Consider the following 20,045-nt stretch of genomic DNA (forward strand, 5'->3'; position numbering starts at 1 on the left):
GCAAATCAATATTTTCGGCCATACTGAACGGATGCGTACCGTCGAAGAGCCGGAAGTCCGGACCTGGGACTTTCCGCGCGGCATCGCCAGCATCGCGGTGATGGCGGCTTTCGCGGCCGATCACGGCGTCACCGCCGATCGCGTGCTGGCCGGCACCGGCCTCGCCGGGACGGCCCTGACAGCGTCCGATCTGCAGGTACCCGCCGCGACCGAACTCGTCGTCGTGCGCAATCTCGTGCGCGAGCTCGCCCACGTTCCCGCGCTCGGCGTCGAGGTGGGGCGCCGCTACCGGCTCTCCACCTTCGGCATCTTCGGCTTCGCCTGCGTCACCAGTCCCACACTGCGCGAGGCGATTTCGCTGGCGCTGCGTTACTACCACCTGGGCTACGGATTCTGCACGCCGGTCGTCGAATCCAGCGACGGCGGGGTGCTGGCCCGGATCCACCACGAGCTCGTTCCCCCCGACGTGGTGCGCTTCCTCGTCGAACGCGACATCGTCGCCATGCATCGGGTGATGGGCGACCTGCTCGGCCACGAACTCGCCGTCTCGCGGATCGAGTTCGACTTCGACGCGGGCGACAGCGCCGCGCGCCTGGCCGAGGTGCTCGGCGCTCCGCCGGAATTCGGCCGCGCGCAGACGGTGTTCACCCTCGACCCGGCGGTGCTGGCCCAGACGCTGCCCCAGGCGAACGCCCAGACCTGGAGCCTGTGTGTCGCGCAGTGCGCCGATCTCCTCCAACGGCGCAGCGCCCGCACAGGCATCACGGCGGAGGTCCGCGAGCTGATCCTGCCCGGCGGCGAGTCTGCGGGCATCGCGTCCCCGCCGACCATCGAGGTGGTCGCGCGCGAACTGGGCACGAGCCCGCGCACGCTCCGACGGCGTCTCACCGAGGCGGGCACCGGCTATCGCGCGCTCGTCGACGAGGTCCGCTGCACGCTGGCCGAGGAGATGCTCATCGGCACTCCGCTCTCGATCGACGACATCGCGATCCGGCTGGGCTACGCCGAGGCGACGCCGTTCATCCACGCCTTCAAGCGCTGGACCGGGACCACTCCGTCGGCCTACCGGCGCTCCCGCGTCCGCTGAGGGGCAGCGAACGCCGACCCGGCTACCGCGGCGACCGGCCGCACCGGGCTACCGCCACAACCGATTCCGACACTGTTCCCGCAGTGTGACGACAGTGGTGTTGGTGAGCGTGCGCGCGGCGCGCGAGCCGAGCAACCGGTGCAGTCGGCGGTGGAATTCGTCGGCGCCGAGCCCGAATCGGACGAAGGCCTCGGCATCGTTGCCGCCGTAGGGCGCCCACGCGGTGGCGAATTCGAGCAGCTCGATGTCGGCGGCGCTCAGCACCGTCGGCCGGTCACCCATCAGGCAACATCCGTGCCGGTCGGCGCGTCCGGCGTCGACGCACGCCACGCCCGGTGCGGAATCGCTTCACACATGGCTGCACTCGCCGCCGCGGAACGAGGTCGCGTCACCCAGCCGCTGTCCGCCGTCGATCACGAAGGTCTCGCCGGTGATCCGGCCCGCCGCGTCGGAGGCGAGGAAAGCGATGGCGGCACCGATGTCCTCGGGCACAGCGTGGTCCGCCGCCGCGACGGCCGACTGCGGCTGGTCCGGCGGCGTGCGGACGGCACCCGGCGCGACAGCGTTGACCCGCACGCCGGGCGAGAGTTCCAGCGCCAGTTGCTCGGTGACGTGTTTCAGCGCGGCCTTCGCGGCGTGGAAGAGCCCGTGAGCGGGCTCGCCCGCCGCGCCGCCGACCGACACGGTATTGATCACGACCCCGCCGTGCTCACCCATCCACACCCGCGTCACCAGCGAGGTCCACAGGATCGGCCCCCACACGTTCACCCCGAAGGTCTTGGTGAAGCGCAGGTAGTCCTGGTCGAGGACCGGCCCGGCCGACGGGTTGCGGTCCGCGGCGTTGACCAGGATGTCGATGCCGCCGAAGCGGCTCATCGTGGCCTCGACACACCGCAGGGCCGCCGACTCGTCGATGCCACCGGCGGCGAAACCGACCGCTGCGCCCCGCAATTCGGCCGCGGCGGCATCGGCGGCCTCCTGTCGGCGTGCGGTGAGGACGACATTGCCGCCCGCCGCCACGATGGCCCGCGCGGCGGCCGAACCGATCCCCTCCGAGCCCCCGGTGACGATCGCGGTGCGTCCGGTCAGATCGAGTCCGGTCATGTCGGTCCACCGTCAGCGTCGGGTGTCCGGCGCCCGGTTCCGGCGGTGTCAGCGAGGCGGTCGATGAGGTAGACCCGCCCCGCGTCGTCGACACGCACCACGTCACCGGTGCGGAGCCAGCCGCCGACGATCGTCTCGGCGGTCGCCGCCGGGCGGTACCAGTATCCGGCGGTGACATTGGCGCCACGGACGACCAGCTCACCGATGTGCGGGACATCGCCGATCGGGACGATCCCGATGTCCACCGACGGCACCGCGTAGCCGACGGAGTCCGCGTGCGTGACCGCGTCCCGATCGGGCAGCACGGTGATCAGCGACGCCGTCTCGGTCGTGCCGTACCCGTTGGTCACCGTCGCGCGCGGAAAGGCCACGAGCAACTCGCGCACCAGCGACGGCGCGATCGGGGCACCGCCGTAGCCGACCATGCGAACTCCGGACACGTCCGCGGTGGCGAAGTCCGGGTGCCGCAGCAGCGCCGAGTAGACCGACGGCACCGTCACAACGAAGGAGATCCGTTCCACCGCCAGCGTTTCGATCAGCAGCGCGAGATCGGGCGTGGACTGGATCACCGCGGTTCCACCGACGTAGGCGGCGACCACCAGTTGCGAATGGCAGGCCGTCACCTGGAACAGCGGCATCGAGATCAGGGTCCGCAGATCCGAGCCCACCTCGCGGGGCAGCGTGCAGCTGCGGATCATGTTCTCGGCATTGGTGACGAAGGCCCCGTGGGTGGTGGGCACGCCCTTCGGGCGCCCGGTGCCGCCCGAGGTGTAGAACAGCGCGGCCAGGTCGTCGGCGCAGAGCCCCTCCGCCACATAGGGGTCACTGTCCGGCAGCGGGGTGTCCGCGGTGAGATCGACCGCGATGTCGGCGTCGGTGAGGACGAATTCCACCTCCGGGCCCGCCGACCGGGTATTCACCGCCACGGCGATGCCACCGGCCATGATCGTGCCCCAGAAAGCGAGCACCCACGTCGTCCCCGACGGGTAACGCACCGCCACCCGATCCCCGCGCCGCACCCCGACGGCACGCAGCCCACCGGCCGTCCGCGCGGCGCGCTCCCAGAGCTGCCGGTAGGTCAGCCGGTCGCCACCCACTTCCGCGACGGCTTCGGCGTCCGGACGCCGCTCGACGTGGGCGCGCAGGACATCGATCAGCGTCTCCGGGACCGAGGCGTAGCGCGGGGTTCCCGTACTGTCGCGCGTCACCTCCGACTGCGGAAAGGGATTGCGCGCACGCGTGACTTCGATGACGGCGATGGTCACGCGGCAACTCCGAACGCTCGATGGAATGGACATGGCGGTCGTGCATTGAATCGATCTCGAATTCAATTCGAGTTTAGGATCCGCGCGGAGCGCTGTCAAAAATCGGCAGATGACCCGGCGACTCCCCCGGACCCGACCAGCCGACGGGCGGGGTCAGGCCCTCGGCGCGTAAGTCTCGAGGTAGGCGGCGACGAGCCGCCGCGCTTCGGCGATCGTGGCCTCGTCACCGGAAGGCGACCGCCGGAAGGCGACGTCGAACAGCCGGTTACCCGCCTCGAACGCGAGCTCGACGGGGAGCAGCGGCGTCTCGGCGTCGACGAACTCCCGGTCGATGAGGTACCGCCAGAAGCGTTCGGACTGCGCTTCGTCGAACACCCGCGCCACCTCGGCGATCGCCGGGGGGCGCCCCACGAACCAGAGTTCGATGAAGCCGGGAAACTCCCGGTAGTAGTCGACGAGCAGGTCGATGATCACATCGGTGGCCTGGCGCAGATTTCGCGCCACCGGGCGCTCCAGCACCGCGACGATGCGGGCGTCCAGTTCGCGGACATGACGGTGCGCCAGTTCGACATCGACCTGGTGGCGATCGGCGAAGTAGTGATAGATCGACGCCAGCGGAATACCGGTCCGGTCCCCGATCGCTTTCAACGTCGCCGCGTCGTAGCCCTGCTCGCGCAGCAAGGAATCGGCGGCCTCGAGAATCGCCTGCACGCGCTCGATCCCGCGACGCTGCACGGGAGCGGGCCGGGCCGAGGTCTGCGGGGCCGCCTTGTTCTCGAACACGACTTGACATCGTAACAGCCGATGACCTTGATGCACCGCCCGTCTACGCGGACTCCCCTCCCCCTTCATCGCCCACGAGTGCGCCTTGACAGGGTCGGGACCCGCCCCTACCGTCAATCTCGATTCGACTTCGAATTCACTCGGCCTCCCTCATTCGCGCAAGGATGTACCCCGTGCTGAACCTGTCGGTCCTCCTCGAGGACTCCGCCCGTCGCCATCCACACCGCGATGCCCTCGTCCTGGGTGGGACCCGGCTGACCTATGCCCAGGTGGACGCCGCAGCCAACCAGGTGGCCGATCTCCTGGTCGCGCGCGGGATCCGGCCCGGCGACAAGGTCGCGCTCAGCTGCCCGAATCTGCCGTACTTCCCGATCGTCTACTACGGCATTCTCAAGGCGGGCGCGGTGGTCGTGCCCCTCAATGTGCTGCTCAAGAGCCGCGAGATCGCCTATCACCTGCGCGATTCCGGCGCGGTGGCGTACTTCTGCTTCGAGGGCAGCGCCGAACTTCCGATGGGCAGCGAGGGTTTCGCCGCCGCCGGGGTCGCCGAGATCGAGCACTTCTTCCTCATCACCGCCGACCCCGCGGCGCCCAGCCCCCTCACGGGGGCCGAGACGCTGGGTGCGGCGGTGGCCGGCGCCAGCCCGGTCTTCCAGGCGGTCGGCACCGAGGCCACCGACACCGCGATCGTGCTCTACACCTCCGGCACGACCGGGCAGCCCAAGGGCGCGGAGCTCTCGCATTCCAACACCCTCGTCAACGCACTGACCCTGAACCAGCTGCTGCGCAACCGTCCCGCGGCCGACAGTCACATCGTGTGCCTGCCGCTGTTCCACACCTTCGGCGCCACCGTGCAGATGCACGCGGGGTTCGCCACCGCGGCCACCCTGCATCTGGTGCCACGCTTCGACGCCGCGCAGGTCGTCGAGCTGATGAACACCGAGGACATCACCTTCTTCGCCGGTGTGCCGACGATGTGGTGGGGCCTGCTCAACGCTCTGACCGCCGAGATCGACGTCGAGCGAATCGCCCGCAACCTGCGCATCGGCATCTCCGGCGGCGCCGCCCTGCCCTTGGAGATCCTGCATCAGGTGAAAGATCGCCTCGGTATCACCGTGCTCGAGGGGTACGGCCTGTCCGAGACATCACCGGTGGTGTCGTTCAGCGACCCCGATCGCGGTCTCCGTCCCGGCTCGATCGGGGTGCCGATCTGGGGTGTCGAGATCAAGCTCATCGACGACGACGGGTCGGAGATCACCGAAGTGGGGGCTGTGGGCGAGATGGCGGTCCGCGGTCCCAACGTGATGAAGGGCTATCACGGCCGGCCGGAAGCCACGGCCGAGGTCATCCGCGACGGCTGGTTCCGCACCGGCGATCTGGCCCGCAGGGACCAGGACGGCTTCTACTACATCGTCGACCGCACCAAGGACCTCATCATCCGCGGTGGATTCAACGTCTATCCGCGCGAGATCGAGGAAGTGCTGCTGACCCACCCGGCGGTCAGCCTGACCGCGGTGATCGGGGTGCCACACGACAGTCACGGCGAAGAGGTCAAGGCCTTCGTGATCCTCGAACCCGGGACCACCGCCACCCCGGAGGAGCTCGTGTCCTGGAGCCGGGAACAGATGGCCGCCTACAAGTACCCGCGCATCGTGGAACTCGTCGACACGCTCCCCATGACGGCGACCGGCAAGATCCTCAAGCGCGAGCTCCGCTGACGGACGAACCGCACCTGCGCCGAGGCGGTGCCGCCGACACGCCAGCGGTACCGCCGGGGCGAGGGAACGTCTCCTACCATGGGATTTCCGATAGCAATCGTCTCGACCCACCGGCGGGAGAAGCATGTTCGTCGCGATAGCGGTGACGATGGCCATTATCCTGGTGTGGGCCTGCTACTCCCGCGCCTTCGCGCGCTGGAGCGTGACCGAGCCGGTGGCGATGATCGTGGCGGGCGCCGCCGTCGGGCTGACCGACGACGAGTGGTTGCTGCCCTCGATCGATACCACCGCCGCGCTGCGGATCGTCGAATTCCTGCTCGCGCTGTTCCTGTTCACCGATGCCACCGAGATCCGGGACCGGATCGCCAAGAACACCGGGGTGACCCGCATGCTGGTGGCGTTCGCGGTCAGTCTCGTGATCGCCACGGTCGCCGGGAAATACGTGCTGTCCGTGGATTCGTGGCCGCTGTTGCTGATACTCGCCTGCATCGTGATGCCGACCGATCTGGTGCCCGCCCAGTCCATCCTGCGGGACAACCGGATCACCAAGCGGGTACGCGACACCCTCAATGTCGAGAGCGGACTCAATGACGGACTCGTCGCCCCGGTCATGCTCTTCGCCCTCGAGGCGTATCGGCGCAGTACCGACTCCGACGAGGTGCTGGGAGCCTTCGGCCACGCGCTGCAGGCCGTGGTGAAGTCCGTACTGGTCGGCCTTCCCATCGGCGCGGCCGCCGGCCTCGCGCTGTCGGCGGCCGCGGCCCGCGGCTGGACCGACCCCAGGACCGTGCGCTGCGGCATTCTGGCCATCCCCGTGCTCACCTTCGCGCTGGCCATCCAGATCGACGGCAACGGGTTCGTGGCGGCCTTCCTGGCCGGGCTCGCCTACCGGGCCACCCACCGAGACATCCCCGGCGAACCCCTGGAACTGACCGAGGGCCTGGCCCAATTCCTCGGCCTGGGCCTGTGGTTCGTGGTCGGCGCGATCGCGGTCGCCATTCCCGGGCTGGACTGGCAGGTCGTCGTCTACGGACTGCTCGCGCTGACGGTCTTCCGGATCGTGCCTGCGGCGCTCGCCCTGATCGGTTCCCGCTTCACCGTGCCCGAGCGAATCCTGCTGTGCTGTCTGGGCCCGCGCGGCGTCGCCTCCATCGTCTTCGGTCTGCTCGCCGTGAACAGCCTGGCGGGCACGTCGGACGCGAATCTCGTCGTCGGAGCCACGCTGGTCGTCGTGTGCGGCAGCATCGTGCTGCACGGCATCGGCGCACCCCTCGTCGCCGCGCAGTTCGGTCGGCGCGCGCGGAACTCGCGCACTCGCTGAGAACCCACTGGCAGCTGTCAGCTATTCCTCAGTTTCGCGTGCCACCATCGGCGACACCGTCGACACCTCGACCTCTGCCACAGCGGTGTGGGGCAGTCGCCGATGCCCGTTGCCCCTGCTGTCGAGGAGTCGCTTGTGTTCACCCGTTGGGGCGACCTGGTCTATCGGTTCCGTTTCGCGGTGCTCGCCGTCGTCGGCGCCGCACTGCTGGCCCTGGGCGGCTTCGGACTGGGCCTGGAGAACCAACTCACCTCCGGCGGGTGGGACGACCCTGGTTCGGAGTCGTCGCAGGGCGCGAAGATCGCCGACCGCGCGTTCGGACGCGACCACACCGCGGACGTCATCGTGCTGTACACCGCCCCCGCGGGGACGACCATCGACGATCCGGAGTTCAGCGCCGAGGTCGTCGACAGCCTCTCCCGGGTGGTCGCCGAGCACCCGACCGCGGTCGACAAGATCAACGGCACCTATTGGACAGTGGGCACCACCCCCGGCGTGCCGTCCGTGTTCGGCTCCAAGGACAAGCAGCACGCCTTCGCGTCGATCGCGATCGTGGGCGACAACGACACCGAGGTGCTGCGCAACTACCGGGAAGTGAGCGACGCGTTCGCCATCGACGGCGTCCAGGTGGAAGTGTCCGGATTGCAGGCCGTCGGCGGCACCCTCAACGACACCATCGCCCACGACGTGCAGCGGATGGAGATGCTGGCCATCCCCGCGGTCGCGGTGCTGCTGTTCTTCATCTTCGGTGGCGTGGTCGCCGCCGCGCTGCCGCTGATCATCGGCGGGCTCACCATTCTCGGCGCCAACGGGATCGTCATGGGCATCACCCACGTCACCGACGTCAACTCGTTCGTGTCCGCGGTGGTGTCGATGATCGGACTCGGCCTGGCCATCGATTTCGGGTTGTTCATCGTCAGCAGGTTCCGCGAGGAACTGGCCGACGGCTACGACACGCGGGCCGCGGTGCGGCGGACGGTGATGACGGCGGGACGCACGGTCGTGTTCTCCGCGACGATGATCATCGCCAGCCTCGGTGGCATCCTGCTGTTCCCGCAGGGCTTCCTGCGCTCGGTCGCCTACGGCACCATCGCCACGGTCTCGCTCGCCGCGCTGACCGCGGTCACGCTGTTGCCCGCGATGCTGGCGGTGCTCGGCCCGCGCGTCGACATGCTCGGACTGAAGCGGTTCCGCAAGACCAGGACGTCGGAGGAGATCGAGAACGGCTTCTGGGGCAGACTCACCCGCTGGGTGATGAAGCGTCCGCTCCAGGTGGCCATCCCGATCGTCATCGGCTTGCTGCTGCTGATCATCCCGGTCGGGAACCTGGCGTTCGGTGGCATCAACGAGAAGTACCTGCCGCCGGACAACAGCACCCGGCTCGCGCTCGAGCACTTCTACGAGATCTTCCCGCTGAAGAAAACCGACCCGATCCAGCTCGTCTTCGTCTCCGACAACACCCCGGCGATCGGCCAGATCATGCGCGAGGCCAACCAGGCACCGGGGCTGGTCAGCTCGTTCGGTGTCCCGAGCAATACCGGGTCCACCGACCCGACGGTGTATCGGACCTCCGCCACCCTGGTCGACCCGACCGGCGATGCCGAGCCGACGATCGACTACCTGCGCTCGATCGAGGTGCCCGACGGCGTGACGATGTACGTCACCGGCCAGCCCGCGATCATGGCCGACAGCATCGACACGCTGCTCGACCTGATGCCGTTCATGATCATCCTGGTGCTGGCGATCACCATGGTGCTGATGTTCCTGGCCTTCGGCTCGCTGGTGCTCCCCCTCAAGGCCGTGTTGATGAACGTGCTCGGGCTCGGCGCGACCCTGGGCATCCTCACCTGGATCTTCATCGACGGACATGGTTCCGGCATCCTCAATTTCACGCCACAGCCGATCAGCGCTCCGGTGCTGATGCTGATCATCGCGGTGATCTACGGCTTGTCGACCGACTACGAGGTCTTCCTGCTCTCCCGGATGGTGGAAGCGCGCGCCCAGGGCGCGTCCACCACCGACGCGATCCGCATCGGCACCGCCCAGACCGGGCGCATCATCACCGCGGCCGCGCTGATCCTGATCGTCGTCACCGGCGCGTTCGCGTTCTCCGATCTGGTGATGATGCAGTACATCGCCTACGGCATGATCGCCGCCCTGATCATCGACGCGACCGTGCTGCGCATGCTGCTGGTCCCCGCGATCATGAAACTGCTCGGCGACGACTGCTGGTGGGCGCCGCAGTGGATGAAGCGGATCCAGCAGCGGATCGGGCTCGGCGAGACCACCCTCGACGACGAGCGGCCACCGCAGCACGCGGTGACCGTCGGCTCAGCCTCCGGTGGACACGGCTGACGGCCGCAGGAACGCCGCGACGCGGGGCGCGAGATCGTCGGCACGGGTGATCAGGCCGAGGTGGCCGTCGGGATAGACGTGCAGGGTCGAGTGCGGCAGGAGCCGGTGCATGATCCGCGCGTTGACGAGGGGAATGATCGGGTCGTCCGCGCCGGCCAGGATCAGCGTGGGCTGCCGGATCAACGGCAGGAACGGCAGACTGGTCCAGCCCGCCCCACCGATCAGCTGGAGGGCGTAGCCGCGACCGGGCGCCACCCGGGCGTGGCGGATCAGCAGCTCCGTCGCCAGCTCCGGTTCGTCGCGCAGGCGCCCGCCGTACAGCTGCGCGGCGATGGCCGCGGCGTAGGCGGGGTCGCGATACCGGCGGGGGGTGATCATCTTGCTCAGGACCCGCGGCCGAGCCGGGACCATCACCATGCCGGTCGCCGTGGCGACGAGCACCAGGCGACGGCAACGCCGGGGATTCTGGACAGCGAACTGCTGGGCCAGGCCCCCGCCCCAGGAGATGCCGAGCACGTCCACCTCGCGACAGCCGATGTCGTCGAGTACCGTGCCGAGCAGGCAGGCCATTGTCGCGAAAGTGTAAGGCAGCCTGGGCAGTTCGGATCCGCCGATCCCGGGAACATCGAACCGGATGACGGGGATCGCCGGGTCGAGCTCGTCGACGAACGGCTGGAGCAGATCCAGGTTCGCGCCGATGCCGTTGCACAGCACCAGCGGCCGCCCCTCCCCCGCCCGCACCGAGACCCGGACGCGCCGGCCGTTGATCCGCAGTTCGCGAACGGTGTCGACAGGGGTCACGCGCACTCCTTCAGGCAGTGGCCGGGATGGGCTGGCCGAACTCGGGAAACATCCGGATCGCTTGCAGCGCGGTGGTGAGGTCACCCAGATTCCGCGGGTCGTCGAGCGTGCCGCCCAGGTGCTGTTCCAGTCGATGGATGCGGCCGCGCACGGTGTTCTCGTGGCAGTACAGCAGACGTCCCGCCTCGGCGGCCGAGCCTCGCGCCTGGATCCACGCGGTCGCCGTCGCCAGCAGCGTGGTCCGTTCGTAGTCGGGCAAGGCGAGGACACCGCCCAGCACGCGCAGGACGAATCGCCGGGTGGTGTCCCGGTCGCGGACGAGCAGGTCGATATTCGGCTCGTCGGCCAGCTGACAGATGGATGCGGTACCGGGAGAGAGGGTTTCGAGAGCCACGTGTGCGAGCCTCAGGGCCCGGGGCGCTCCGTCGAGCCGGGCGAACACCGGACTCACCCCGATCCGGCCGATGGCCACCTTCCGCACCGCGGCGAGTACCTCCGCCGGATCGCGGCGACGCCCCAAGGAGAGGACGCCGATCTCGTGATCCGGTTGTGAACGCCACGCCGAACCGACATCGAGCTGCCGCAGGCGGTCCTCGAGATGCGGCAGCGGTGCCGAGTTGCCGTCCACCGCCTCCGCGACGAGCACGAGGAACGTCCCGTCGTAGGGCAGGTCGAGCAGCCGCGCGACCTCCCAGGCGCTGTGTGAACCCGAGCCGGGACCGTCGAGGATGGCCGAGAGGAGACCGGACCGCCGCCGGTCGGCGGCGATCATCCGTTCGCTCATCGCTTCCCGGTACGCCTCGGTCACCGCCAGCGAGACGTCGTCGGCGATCTCCCAGATCGTCGTGGCTGTGTCGAGGAGCGCGTCGACCGTCCGCTGCCCCGAGCTCCGTGCCGCGCCGAGCAGCCGCCGCCACAGGAACGCGAAGCCGAGACGGTAGGCCCGCAGGACTTCCGGCAGTGGCATGTCCTGCTCCGCGCGGGCGCGACCGGTCTCCCGGGGCGCCGACAGCTCGATCTCCCGATCACCGCTCAGCCGACCGAGGATCTGATTCATATTGGCTATCAGCGAGCTCTTCAGCTCACGCCGATCGACGATGTACTCCAGGCGATAGACCTCGATCCGATCGACGATCCGGACGGCGAGCTGGTCGGCCAGCACATCGATCCGTTCCAGCAGGCCGACGGCGAGTGTCGCCACCGAGGGAGCGGGACTGAGGGTGGACACCACGACAGGCTATCGACGACTTCCCCCGAACGCCGCAGCGAGAAGGCGGACTGTGGGCGCCGACACGTCCCCCGCCGATTTCCTGTCGGCGCCGACATTGGCGGCCGTGGCGCAGTGCGCCACTGTGGGATCACGCGTTCGGCACGGTGGCCGCCCCGGGATGTGGAACATCATGCGTTCGCCGCCGAAGCCGACTGCCACACCACTCCTCGATCGATTACCGCCGCGCCCTCGGATCACTGCGGGAGATCCACGCGGACCCATCGACAACCCGCTGCGCGAACCGACTCGCGCGGCCGTCCAGGAGTGGAGACGACATCATCACCATCGGCAGGAATCCACAGGATGCCGTTCATCGGGTCGTCGGCGGCGACCACGCCGGATCGGAGGGACTCAGATGACGAGCGCTCCGGAGGACACCGCGGTTCCGCTCGACCAGATCCTGACGAGGGCCGCGTTCGGGTCGGCCGGTCGCTGGCTGCCCGGCAGCTCGGGCGCACGCTTTCTCGACGCGCTGGCCCAGCACCCGGATCGGGTCAAGGCCCGGATCGGCGGGTTCGTCGACGAACTCGGCCGAATCGCGAAGGGCACCTCGGAGATCGCGCCGCGGCGCGGTGACCGCCGCTTCACCGACCCGGCATGGTCGGAGAATCCGCTGTTGAAACGCGTGGTGCAGGCGTATCTGGCCGCGAACGACACCGCCGAGGGCCTGCTGCGGGACGCGCCGCTGGAGTGGCAGGACGCCGAACGGATGAAGTTCGTGATGTCGAACATCGCCGAAGCCCTGTCACCCAGCAACAATCCGCTGATCAGCCCGGTCGCGTGGAAGGCACTGTTCGAGTCCGGAGGCGCCAATACGATCGCGGGCCCGCTCAACCTCGTGCGTGACATCGCGAGTTCCCCGCGGATCCCGTCGATGGTCGAGCCGGATGCCTTCCGGGTGGGTGCCGACCTCGCGGTCACACCGGGCGCCGTCGTGTACCGCGCGCCGATGTTCGAGCTGATCCAGTACCTGCCCCAGACCGAGACCGTGCACGCGGTGCCGCTGCTGATCGTCCCGCCGACCATCAACAAGTACTACGTGCTCGATCTCGCGCCCGGCCGCAGCCTGATCGAGTACCTGGTCAAGCAAGGGCACCAGGTGTTCGTGGTGTCCTGGCTCAATCCCGACGAACGGCACAGTGAGTGGGGCATCGATGCCTACGCCGCCGCGGCGATCGACGCGTTCTCGGTGGTCGACCGGATCATCGGGGCCGGCTCAGTGCACGTCCTGGCCGCGTGCTCGGGTGGCCTGATCACCAGCCTCGCCGCGGCCCACCGCGCGGCGAAGGGGTCCATCGGCGAACTCGCCGGCCTCACCTTGCTGGTCACGATGATCGATCAGCGCCGGGCCGGCGTCGCCGGATCACTCGTCGACGAAGGCGTCGCGCGAGCGGCGATCGCGCGCTCGGCGAGCAAGGGCTACCTCGACGGCCGCCACCTCGCGGAGGTCTTCGCCTGGCTGCGCCCGTCGGATCTGGTCTGGAACTACTGGGTCAACAACTACCTGCAGGGCAAGACCCCGCCGAAGTTCGACATCCTGTTCTGGAATGCCGACACCACGCGCATGCCTGCCGCCCTGCATCGTGACTTCATCGAGGCCGCGGTGCACAACAAGCTCGCCACCCCCGGGGCGGTCACCGTGCTCGGCACACCCGTCGACCTCGGCGACGTCACCGTCGACTCCTATGTCGTGGCGGGCTCGGCGGATCACATCTGCCCCTGGACCAATTGCTACCGCAGCTCCCAATTGCTCGGGGGGAAGGTGCGTTTCGTCCTGTCGACCAACGGCCACATCGCCGCGCTGGTCAATCCCCCGGGCAACCGCAAGTCGAGCTACCAGGTGTCGGACGACAATTCGCTCGATGCCGCCGAATGGCGCGGTGCCGCGACCACGGCGCAGGGGTCGTGGTGGCCGGACTACGCCACCTGGCTCGCCGACCGTTCCGGCCCGCGGATCTCCCCGTCACCGCTGCTCGGCAACACCGAGTTCGCGCCGCTCGGTGTCGCCCCCGGCACCTACGTGATGGCCCGGTAGCACCCCGGCCCGAGCGCGAGTTCGTCCGCGCTCGGGCCGACCGGCGCCGGTCAGCGAGCACCCTGATAAACTCGATATCGAGTCGAGTTCGTAAACTAGCGAACACCTGAAGGAGTGAGGGATATGGTTGTCGCGATCGAGATCCTCGTCATCGCCTGCGCCGTCATGATCACGTGGTTCGCGGGCTACGTGATCTATCGCCTCGTCACCGAGGAACCCAACCGCCGCTGACCGCGGGCCGTCAGATCGCCGGACGTTCGGCGGCCGGACGCGAGCGCACCGCCACCACCCCGATCAGGATCAGCACGGCGAGCGTGTCGAAGACCGTGCTGAACAGCGGCGCGTCCGGCCGGGTCGCCGGATCCGACAGTGTCAGCACGAGATTCGTCGCCTTGGTAGCGATGGCGGCCAGGGCGACGGGCACCCGCACCGCCGGGACGAACGCCGCCCAGACCAGCGCGGCACCCAGCACCAGCTGCATCATGCCGCGGTGCCGGAGCAGAGCTTCCTCCATCGGGGCCAGCTGGGTGAGCCCGTAGTACTCCAGGGCCGCCGGTGTCACCAGGGCGAGCACCGGCGTCATCGTGATCAGGCCGAGGACTACGAGGACGATCTTGACAGCACGGGAATCGGACATTCGACACGCTCCAATCATCAGCGATACTGATGATCAGCGTACGTGACTATAGTGGGGTGATGCGAGAGACGAATCCGGTGGCACGGATCACCCAGGCGCCGCTGTTCCTGTTGTTCCGGGTCGGCGACGCGGCGCGCGAGGCCGTCGAGCAGGCGCTGGAGCGTTACGACCTGCGCGGCAAGGACTTCCGCGTGCTCGCCTACGCCGCGACGGGCACGCACTCGCAGCAGGATCTGGCCCGATCGACGGGCCTGGACCGGACGACCATGGTCGCCGTCGTCGACCGCCTCGAGCGCACCGGCATGGCCACCCGCGAACGCGGCGCCGACCGGCGCAGGCACGTGGTCGTCCCGACCGCGCAGGGCCTACGCACCCTCACCGACGCCTTCGCCGACCTGGAGCGCACGCAGTCCGACTTCCTGGCTGCCCTCAGCCCGGCGACACAGCAGGCCATGGACACCGCGCTCACCCAGCTGTTCACCGCGCACGATCCGTCCTGCCGCCCACGGCCCGACGCCTGACAGGCTGCGGTCAACGCCCCCTGCGCGCCACCGCGAGGGCGAGTTCGGTACAGAGCGTGGCCAATTCGACACTCGACTGACGGGGGTCGCGCAGCCAGGCGTCGATGAGCTGATTGATCCCACCGACGACGAAGAGCGCTTCCTGGCGCCGGCTCTCCGGACTCGCGGGCGCGTCGAGGAACTCCGCGCTGTACTGCACGACGAGATCGGTGATGATGCCGACGGAGCGGGCCCGAAGCTCTTCGAGGCCCGCGGTGCCGTGGGTGTCGCTGGTGAGGATGCGGTGGATCCGCGGGTCGTCGGCGATGGCGTCGAGGAACGCCGTCAACGCCCGCAGCAGTTTGTCCCGCAGGCCGTCGGCCTGGGCCTGACTGGCCTCGACCAGGGTGGCGGCCAGCTCTTCGTGCACCTGCTCGGCGACGGCGAGCACCAGCGCGTCCCTGGTGGCGAACTGCTCATAGAAGTAGCGCGGCGTCAATCCGGACGCGGCACAGACGCGGCGCACCGTGACCTCGGTCAGCCCGGCCTCGCCCCAGACCTGCCGACCCGCGGCGAGGAGCTTGTCGCGGCGTTCGTCCCGGCGATTCGCCGCGCTCATGCCCCGATAGGGCCGGACCACCTCCGCACGCGCCATTGACAGCACTTTAGCAGGCGGCCTACTTTGGATATCAGTCGTTATCCAGTTTACGTCGCTCAACGAGGAGTGCCGATGCCTACCGTTCCCACCCGACACCCCGACCGGCCCCACCGCACCCCCGTGATCGTCGGCGGGTTCGCGGCCACCCTGGGTGTCCACGGCCCCGACGCGGATCAGTGGCGCCGCCTCGGCGAGGGACTGCTCGTCGGTGACGAGCCGATGGATCAGCTGGTGGAGTGGATGGTCACCGCGGGCAGCAAGCAGATGCGCCCGCTGTTCGACCGGGCACTCACCCACGGCATCGCCGCCGTGCCGGACGCGCCGGAACCGCTGCGCGCGTTCTTCGCCGAGGTCGAGGCGGTGCCGGCGTGGGTCGATCACGACAAGCTCGTGCGCGGGGCCAAGGTGCTGCTGAGCAGCGGGGCCGACGGTATGTACATCGCGCGCGACGTCGCCATGCTCGGCGGCTACCAGTTCTCCGGCTTCAACAAGACGCTGCTGCGCACGGGCGCCCTGGAGAAGGGCTCCAATCAGCGCTGGGCCGAGACGATGCAGTGGGCGATGGACGTCCTGTCCGAGGACGGGCTCGCTCCGCTGGGCCTCGGCTATCGCTCCACCATCCGGGTACGGCTCATCCACGCCTTCGTGCGACGCCATGTGGCCGCCATGCCGGATTGGCAGACCGGGGACTGGGGGCTGCCGATCAATCAGACCGATATGGCGGCCACGCTGGTCGGCGCCTTCATCGCACCGGCGATCGGCGCGCTGGGGATGGGCGTGCTGCTCACACCGTCCGAAGCCGACGACCTCGCGCACCTGGTCCGCTATGTCGGCAGCCTGCTCGGCGTCGAGGAGCAGTGGCTGCCGCAGTCGTTCCGCGACGGCGTGCGCGTCCTGGTGCACACGCTCTCGGCCCTGGCCGACCCGGACGAGTCGACCCGCCAGCTGGCGGTGCCGATGTCGCGAGATCCGCTGTCGTGGAACTACGACCGGCTGCCCGCCGTGCGCCGCCGCCTCGCCTACGCCCAGCATCTGTCGGTGACGGGGACCTTCCTCGGCCGCCGCACGATGCGCGCGCTGGGCCTGCCAACGGTGGTGATTCCCTGGTATCCGGCGCTCCGGATCCCTACCAATCTCGTCCGCTCGGCCACCCGGGTACTGCCCGGCGGACTGGACCGGGCCGCGACGCGCGGTGCGCGGGAACAGGATCGATTCATGCGCACGCTGGTCGGCGCCCGCCCGGCGATCGGCGCCTCCGCCGCCCGACTCACCCACGCCGCCTGACCGGACCGAGCCGCCGACCCGACGACGTGACCGCGTGACTCACCCCGCGCGCGAGCGGGTTTCGTCGTCGGGATGGCCGTCCTCCGGCTTGCCGAGGCCACGGTGCGCGCGGATCAGCAGGGCCGCGCGCAGGTAGCACAGTCCGGTGACATCGTTCAGGTCGAAGCCGGTCAGCTGCCCGATGCGCTTCAATCGGTAGTCGACGGTATTCGTGTGGACGAACAACTCGCGCGCGGTATTCGTCCGGCGCAGATTCGACGCGATGTACACCTCGAGCGTGCGGAGCAATTCCGGATGGGCCTCGAGGGAATCGACGACCGAACTCAGATAATCACGCGCCGCGCCCTCGCGCGTCAGCTGATATTCGAAAGCCAATTCGTGCGGGCGGTACACCTTGCTCGGACCACCGAGCCGGTGCACTATTTCGACCAGTTCGTGGACCTGCTCGGCGGCGCGCGGAATGTCAGCCGGTGCCGCGGGCGTCGTCACCGCGCGCACCGGCACCTGCGCCGCCGCGGACAATCCGATGACCAGCTCGTCGAGCTCGTGCTCGGAGAACTCCGCCGCGGGCAGCAGCAGCGTGCCGCCGTCGACGCTGAGCAGCGACAGCACCTTGCCGACACAGCGATTGGCCAGCTCGGCCTGCACGCGCCGCAACTTGCGCCGGGCGACCACGTTGGCGTCGAGCGCCGGGTCGAATTCCTCGGCGTGCGGCGGCAGCGCCAGGGCGATCACGTGGTATCGATCGGCGATCTCGATCCCGCATTCCCTGGCCATCGTCGAGGTGCTCTGCCCACCGAGCAGGGCCGAGGTCAGGGTGTGCACGGCGGTGTGGTGCTCGCTGACGACCGACCGCAGTTCCCGCACATAGGCCGCCGAGACGGCGGCGGTGATCGTGCTCTGGACATCGGTCAGCCGCCGGGCCACGCCGACGACGGTCGCGTGGTCGTGGTTGTTCACATTGGCGGTCACCAGGTCGAAACCGAGTTTGAAGCCCTCGTGCACCGCGTTGTGGATGGTGTCGATCGGAATGCCCTCGCGCGCCCAGCCCGCGGCCGCCGCCTGGATCCGTTCCAGACGCCCGGGGAGGTCGCGGCCGTCGAGCACACCGCCGGTCAGTTCCAGGCACACCCGTGTCACCGTGGTGACGTCACCGTCGAGGACTTCGGTGGGCAACGTCGCGCAGGGCGCCACATTCTCGATGAAATGGCCCACCATCTGGCGGGATATCGCCCGCACATCCTTCAGCGGGGTCGATACCGGACGGCCCGCTGCGGTCAAGAACGGTGTGAGGGATGCTGAGCCAGCCATGATGAATCCTTCCCACCCAGACAACTGGGCAAGCTCCCAACTTACCGCGTAGAACAAACCGCCACGTCGGGTTCGCTTGTGACAGGCGGTAAGGGAATACCGGAATGTTTAGGGATTCCCCCAACGGCACCGGCGCGCGAACCCGCCGTCCGGCGGTGATGAAACCTGACGGGACCGCGCAATCCCGCTCCCTACGGACGGTTCCACCACCACCGGAGGCATTCCGGCTAGCGGATCACAGGCACAAGCTCACCTCGAGCGGACCGACCGGCAGGGGCAGGCACACCTCGACCGACCCGGCCACCGGGGCCGGGGCCGCCGCGGTGGCGGTTCCCGCACCCAGGGCGCAGGCGGACAACGCCAGCACGGCGACGGCGAGCGGACGGGCAGTTCTGGAATTCATACAGTCAACCTCGATTGCATTCTTTCTGATCGCCCCCATCTCGGGGACATCTCGATCAGATCACAGAAAGATCGCGGCGGGTTCACTTCGCGGGAGTTCTTGATTTTCTCCGTAGAACTCGGGAAATCGTCATGGATACCTACAAGTCGACCAAACCCACCAGCAGCAGCCGATTCGGGTGCGGCAGTGGGGTACTGAACTGCTGGACCCGGATTCCGAAGGGCTGACCGGTCTTTCGGTTCCGCAGCCGGACGGTGGGGTCGCGCCGGTCCAGGTACACCCGGCCCGCGCGCCAGAGTCGCTGGAAGTCGGGCTGGGCACCCAGCTCGCTCAACAGGTTCCGCAGGTCGTCGCGGTCGCCGACGCGCCCGGCGTAGCCACGGAAGCAGCCGGTGATCACGGTGGCCTCGCGTTCCCACTCCTCGATCACCAGGCGGGCCCGCGGATCGGTGAACAGCCAGCGCAACAGGTTGCCCTTGGCCAGCAACCCCGGCAGGGCCGCGTCGAAGGCGGCATTGGCGCCGATCACGTCCCAGCCGCCGTTCAGCACGGCCGCCAGATGCGGGCTCATGGCGTCCACGGTGGTGCGCAGTTCCGGCTCGAGCTGCCGGGGACGCGCGGCGGCGGGACGCCGGAACCGTTGCTGCGCCAGGTGATACAGGTGCGCGCGCTCGTCGCCGTCGAGGGCGAAGACCTCGGCGAGCGCGTCGAGCACCGACGGGCTGGGATTGCTCGCGCCGCCCTGTTCGATCTTGGCGATGTAGCCGACGCTGGAGTGGATGGCCGTGGCCAGCTGCTGGCGACTCATGCCGCGCGGATGGTCCGGTCGGGTCGCGCGCCGATGGGCGCGGACGAAGTCGGCGAGTGTCGGCACCCCTGGCCCGTGCATGATCCTCCTCGATGGTCCGGCTCACTCTTGCGCGGCCGCACCGTCTTTCGCAATCTCGATCAGTGCCAGTGCGGCCCGCCCGATGCGCGCGGCGGCGCCCTCGGGATCGGGGCGGCCCACGTCGAGCCAGGCGATGACGGCGTCCAGGATGAAGCCGGGAATCACCTGGGTCGCCCAGTCCTGCCAGGGCCCGTCCGGGATCGCCTGGGTGAGATACCGCTGCGCGACCACGGTCGAATAGCCGCGCACCAGATCGGTGATGTCGCGAAAGTCCGGCTCCTGCACCGCATGCCGGAACAGCAGCCGGAAGGCGTCGGGATCGGCGGTCGCGGCGGCGAGCAGCGCGGGCAGGCTGGAGCCGCCGGGGTGCTCGGTCCCCATGGTGTCGCCGAGCCGGGTGTAGGCCCGCTCGAGCACCGCCCGGAACAGGTCGGCCTTGGACGCGAAGTGCCGGTACAGGATGACGTGGGTGATGCCCGCCTCGGCCGCGATCTGCTCGAGGCCGGTCGCGCCGAATCCGTTGCGCGCCAATACCCGCGTGGCCGCTTCGAGGATCTGCTCACGCCGTTCGGCGCGCGGCATGCGACGGCTCGGCGCGGGTGTGCTGCTGGCGGCCACGGACCT

18 protein-coding genes and 1 pseudogene are annotated in these 20,045 nt (G+C 69.0%); 7 read left to right on the forward strand and 12 right to left on the reverse strand.

Annotation, left to right across the window (positions count from 1 at the left end; genetic code table 11):
- Nucleotides 1-31: 31 nt before the first annotated feature.
- Nucleotides 32-1,087: an AraC family transcriptional regulator gene (locus AB0L91_RS20735; protein WP_365012140.1), complete on the forward strand. Its 1,056-nt coding sequence runs from the start codon at nt 32-34 to the stop codon at nt 1,085-1,087.
- 48 nt (nt 1,088-1,135) lie between these two features.
- Here AB0L91_RS20735 and AB0L91_RS20740 read toward each other — a convergent pair whose 3' ends face one another.
- From AB0L91_RS20740 to AB0L91_RS20755, 4 genes and pseudogenes are all read right to left on the reverse strand, one after another.
- Complete coding sequence (locus tag AB0L91_RS20740) at nt 1,136-1,369, reverse strand: hypothetical protein (RefSeq protein ID WP_365012143.1); 234 nt, start codon at nt 1,367-1,369, stop codon at nt 1,136-1,138.
- A gap of 66 nt (nt 1,370-1,435) precedes the next feature.
- On the reverse strand, nt 1,436-2,191 hold the full coding sequence (locus tag AB0L91_RS20745) for an SDR family oxidoreductase (protein WP_365012146.1): 756 nt from the start codon (nt 2,189-2,191) through the stop codon (nt 1,436-1,438).
- Nucleotides 2,192-2,238: 47 nt separating this feature from the next.
- A pseudogene (locus tag AB0L91_RS20750) lies at nt 2,239-3,489 on the reverse strand (AMP-binding protein); the annotation flags it as partial.
- 120 nt (nt 3,490-3,609) lie between these two features.
- Nucleotides 3,610-4,239 carry a TetR/AcrR family transcriptional regulator gene (locus AB0L91_RS20755; protein ID WP_365012148.1) on the reverse strand — a complete coding sequence of 210 codons (630 nt, stop codon included), beginning with the start codon at nt 4,237-4,239 and terminating at the stop codon, nt 3,610-3,612.
- Between the two features lie 173 nt (nt 4,240-4,412).
- On the opposite strand from AB0L91_RS20755, the gene AB0L91_RS20760 reads away from it, so the two are divergent.
- From AB0L91_RS20760 to AB0L91_RS20770, 3 genes are all read left to right on the forward strand, one after another.
- Entirely contained in the window at nt 4,413-5,957 is a 1,545-nt protein-coding gene (locus AB0L91_RS20760; RefSeq protein ID WP_365012150.1) for a long-chain fatty acid--CoA ligase, read from the forward strand.
- Between the two features lie 148 nt (nt 5,958-6,105).
- Nucleotides 6,106-7,278 carry a cation:proton antiporter gene (locus AB0L91_RS20765; RefSeq protein ID WP_365012153.1) on the forward strand — a complete coding sequence of 391 codons (1,173 nt, stop codon included), beginning with the start codon at nt 6,106-6,108 and terminating at the stop codon, nt 7,276-7,278.
- A gap of 135 nt (nt 7,279-7,413) precedes the next feature.
- The gene (locus tag AB0L91_RS20770) at nt 7,414-9,633 is read left to right on the forward strand and encodes an MMPL family transporter (protein ID WP_365012155.1); all 2,220 of its coding nucleotides are present in this window, start codon (nt 7,414-7,416) and stop codon (nt 9,631-9,633) included.
- Here the strand turns inward: AB0L91_RS20770 and phaZ are convergent.
- Together phaZ and AB0L91_RS20780 are read right to left on the reverse strand one after the other, a co-directional pair.
- The gene (gene phaZ, locus AB0L91_RS20775; RefSeq protein WP_365012157.1) at nt 9,610-10,434 is read right to left on the reverse strand and encodes a poly(3-hydroxyalkanoate) depolymerase; all 825 of its coding nucleotides are present in this window, start codon (nt 10,432-10,434) and stop codon (nt 9,610-9,612) included. The genes AB0L91_RS20770 and phaZ overlap by 24 nt on opposite strands.
- 10 nt (nt 10,435-10,444) lie before the next feature.
- Nucleotides 10,445-11,662 carry a helix-turn-helix domain-containing protein gene (locus tag AB0L91_RS20780; RefSeq protein ID WP_365012159.1) on the reverse strand — a complete coding sequence of 406 codons (1,218 nt, stop codon included), beginning with the start codon at nt 11,660-11,662 and terminating at the stop codon, nt 10,445-10,447.
- A 397-nt stretch (nt 11,663-12,059) separates the two neighbouring features.
- On the opposite strand from AB0L91_RS20780, the gene AB0L91_RS20785 reads away from it, so the two are divergent.
- Nucleotides 12,060-13,739, forward strand: coding sequence for an alpha/beta fold hydrolase (locus AB0L91_RS20785; protein WP_365012162.1), 1,680 nt, complete (start codon nt 12,060-12,062; stop codon nt 13,737-13,739).
- 241 nt (nt 13,740-13,980) lie between these two features.
- On the opposite strand, the gene AB0L91_RS20790 is transcribed toward AB0L91_RS20785, so the two are convergent.
- Entirely contained in the window at nt 13,981-14,376 is a 396-nt protein-coding gene (locus tag AB0L91_RS20790) for a hypothetical protein (RefSeq protein ID WP_365012164.1), read from the reverse strand.
- Nucleotides 14,377-14,435: 59 nt separating this feature from the next.
- Here AB0L91_RS20790 and AB0L91_RS20795 point away from each other — a divergent pair, with 59 nt between their 5' ends.
- Nucleotides 14,436-14,897 carry a MarR family winged helix-turn-helix transcriptional regulator gene (locus tag AB0L91_RS20795; protein ID WP_365012165.1) on the forward strand — a complete coding sequence of 154 codons (462 nt, stop codon included), beginning with the start codon at nt 14,436-14,438 and terminating at the stop codon, nt 14,895-14,897.
- A 10-nt stretch (nt 14,898-14,907) separates the two neighbouring features.
- On the opposite strand, the gene AB0L91_RS20800 is transcribed toward AB0L91_RS20795, so the two are convergent.
- Nucleotides 14,908-15,531: a TetR family transcriptional regulator gene (locus tag AB0L91_RS20800; RefSeq protein ID WP_357346761.1), complete on the reverse strand. Its 624-nt coding sequence runs from the start codon at nt 15,529-15,531 to the stop codon at nt 14,908-14,910.
- A gap of 75 nt (nt 15,532-15,606) precedes the next feature.
- Between AB0L91_RS20800 and AB0L91_RS20805 the strand changes: the two genes are divergently transcribed.
- Complete coding sequence (locus AB0L91_RS20805) at nt 15,607-16,818, forward strand: oxygenase MpaB family protein (protein WP_365012169.1); 1,212 nt, start codon at nt 15,607-15,609, stop codon at nt 16,816-16,818.
- 39 nt (nt 16,819-16,857) lie between these two features.
- Here AB0L91_RS20805 and AB0L91_RS20810 read toward each other — a convergent pair whose 3' ends face one another.
- The 4 genes from AB0L91_RS20810 to AB0L91_RS20825 all read right to left on the reverse strand — a co-directional run bounded on the left by AB0L91_RS20810 (nt 16,858) and on the right by AB0L91_RS20825 (nt 20,039).
- A complete protein-coding gene (locus AB0L91_RS20810; RefSeq protein WP_357346759.1) occupies nt 16,858-18,129 on the reverse strand; it encodes a helix-turn-helix domain-containing protein in 1,272 nt (423 codons plus the stop codon).
- Between the two features lie 235 nt (nt 18,130-18,364).
- Nucleotides 18,365-18,532: a hypothetical protein gene (locus AB0L91_RS20815; RefSeq protein WP_355272523.1), complete on the reverse strand. Its 168-nt coding sequence runs from the start codon at nt 18,530-18,532 to the stop codon at nt 18,365-18,367.
- Nucleotides 18,533-18,671: 139 nt separating this feature from the next.
- On the reverse strand, nt 18,672-19,421 hold the full coding sequence (locus AB0L91_RS20820) for a helix-turn-helix transcriptional regulator (protein ID WP_365012172.1): 750 nt from the start codon (nt 19,419-19,421) through the stop codon (nt 18,672-18,674).
- A 21-nt stretch (nt 19,422-19,442) separates the two neighbouring features.
- Nucleotides 19,443-20,039 (reverse strand): TetR/AcrR family transcriptional regulator, encoded by a 597-nt coding sequence (locus AB0L91_RS20825; RefSeq protein ID WP_357346757.1) that lies wholly within the window; start codon nt 20,037-20,039, stop codon nt 19,443-19,445.
- Nucleotides 20,040-20,045: the final 6 nt, after the last annotated feature.

This window comes from Nocardia sp. NPDC051833 (assembly GCF_040681225.1).
Taxonomy (GTDB): domain Bacteria; phylum Actinomycetota; class Actinomycetes; order Mycobacteriales; family Mycobacteriaceae; genus Nocardia.

Excerpts from the sequence above, each read along its gene's own strand:
- AB0L91_RS20805 (WP_365012169.1), top strand. The coding sequence starts at position 15,607 with ATGCCTACCGTTCCCACCCGACACCCCGACCGGCCCCACCGCACCCCC.
- AB0L91_RS20810 (WP_357346759.1), bottom strand. The coding sequence starts at position 18,129 with ATGGCTGGCTCAGCATCCCTCACACCGTTCTTGACCGCAGCGGGCCGT.
- AB0L91_RS20735 (WP_365012140.1), top strand. The coding sequence starts at position 32 with ATGCGTACCGTCGAAGAGCCGGAAGTCCGGACCTGGGACTTTCCGCGC.
- AB0L91_RS20785 (WP_365012162.1), top strand. The coding sequence starts at position 12,060 with ATGACGAGCGCTCCGGAGGACACCGCGGTTCCGCTCGACCAGATCCTG.
- AB0L91_RS20765 (WP_365012153.1), top strand. The coding sequence starts at position 6,106 with ATGGCCATTATCCTGGTGTGGGCCTGCTACTCCCGCGCCTTCGCGCGC.
- AB0L91_RS20790 (WP_365012164.1), bottom strand. The coding sequence starts at position 14,376 with ATGTCCGATTCCCGTGCTGTCAAGATCGTCCTCGTAGTCCTCGGCCTG.
- AB0L91_RS20820 (WP_365012172.1), bottom strand. The coding sequence starts at position 19,421 with ATGCACGGGCCAGGGGTGCCGACACTCGCCGACTTCGTCCGCGCCCAT.
- AB0L91_RS20800 (WP_357346761.1), bottom strand. The coding sequence starts at position 15,531 with ATGGCGCGTGCGGAGGTGGTCCGGCCCTATCGGGGCATGAGCGCGGCG.
- AB0L91_RS20795 (WP_365012165.1), top strand. The coding sequence starts at position 14,436 with ATGCGAGAGACGAATCCGGTGGCACGGATCACCCAGGCGCCGCTGTTC.
- AB0L91_RS20740 (WP_365012143.1), bottom strand. The coding sequence starts at position 1,369 with ATGGGTGACCGGCCGACGGTGCTGAGCGCCGCCGACATCGAGCTGCTC.
- AB0L91_RS20815 (WP_355272523.1), bottom strand. The coding sequence starts at position 18,532 with ATGAATTCCAGAACTGCCCGTCCGCTCGCCGTCGCCGTGCTGGCGTTG.
- AB0L91_RS20745 (WP_365012146.1), bottom strand. The coding sequence starts at position 2,191 with ATGACCGGACTCGATCTGACCGGACGCACCGCGATCGTCACCGGGGGC.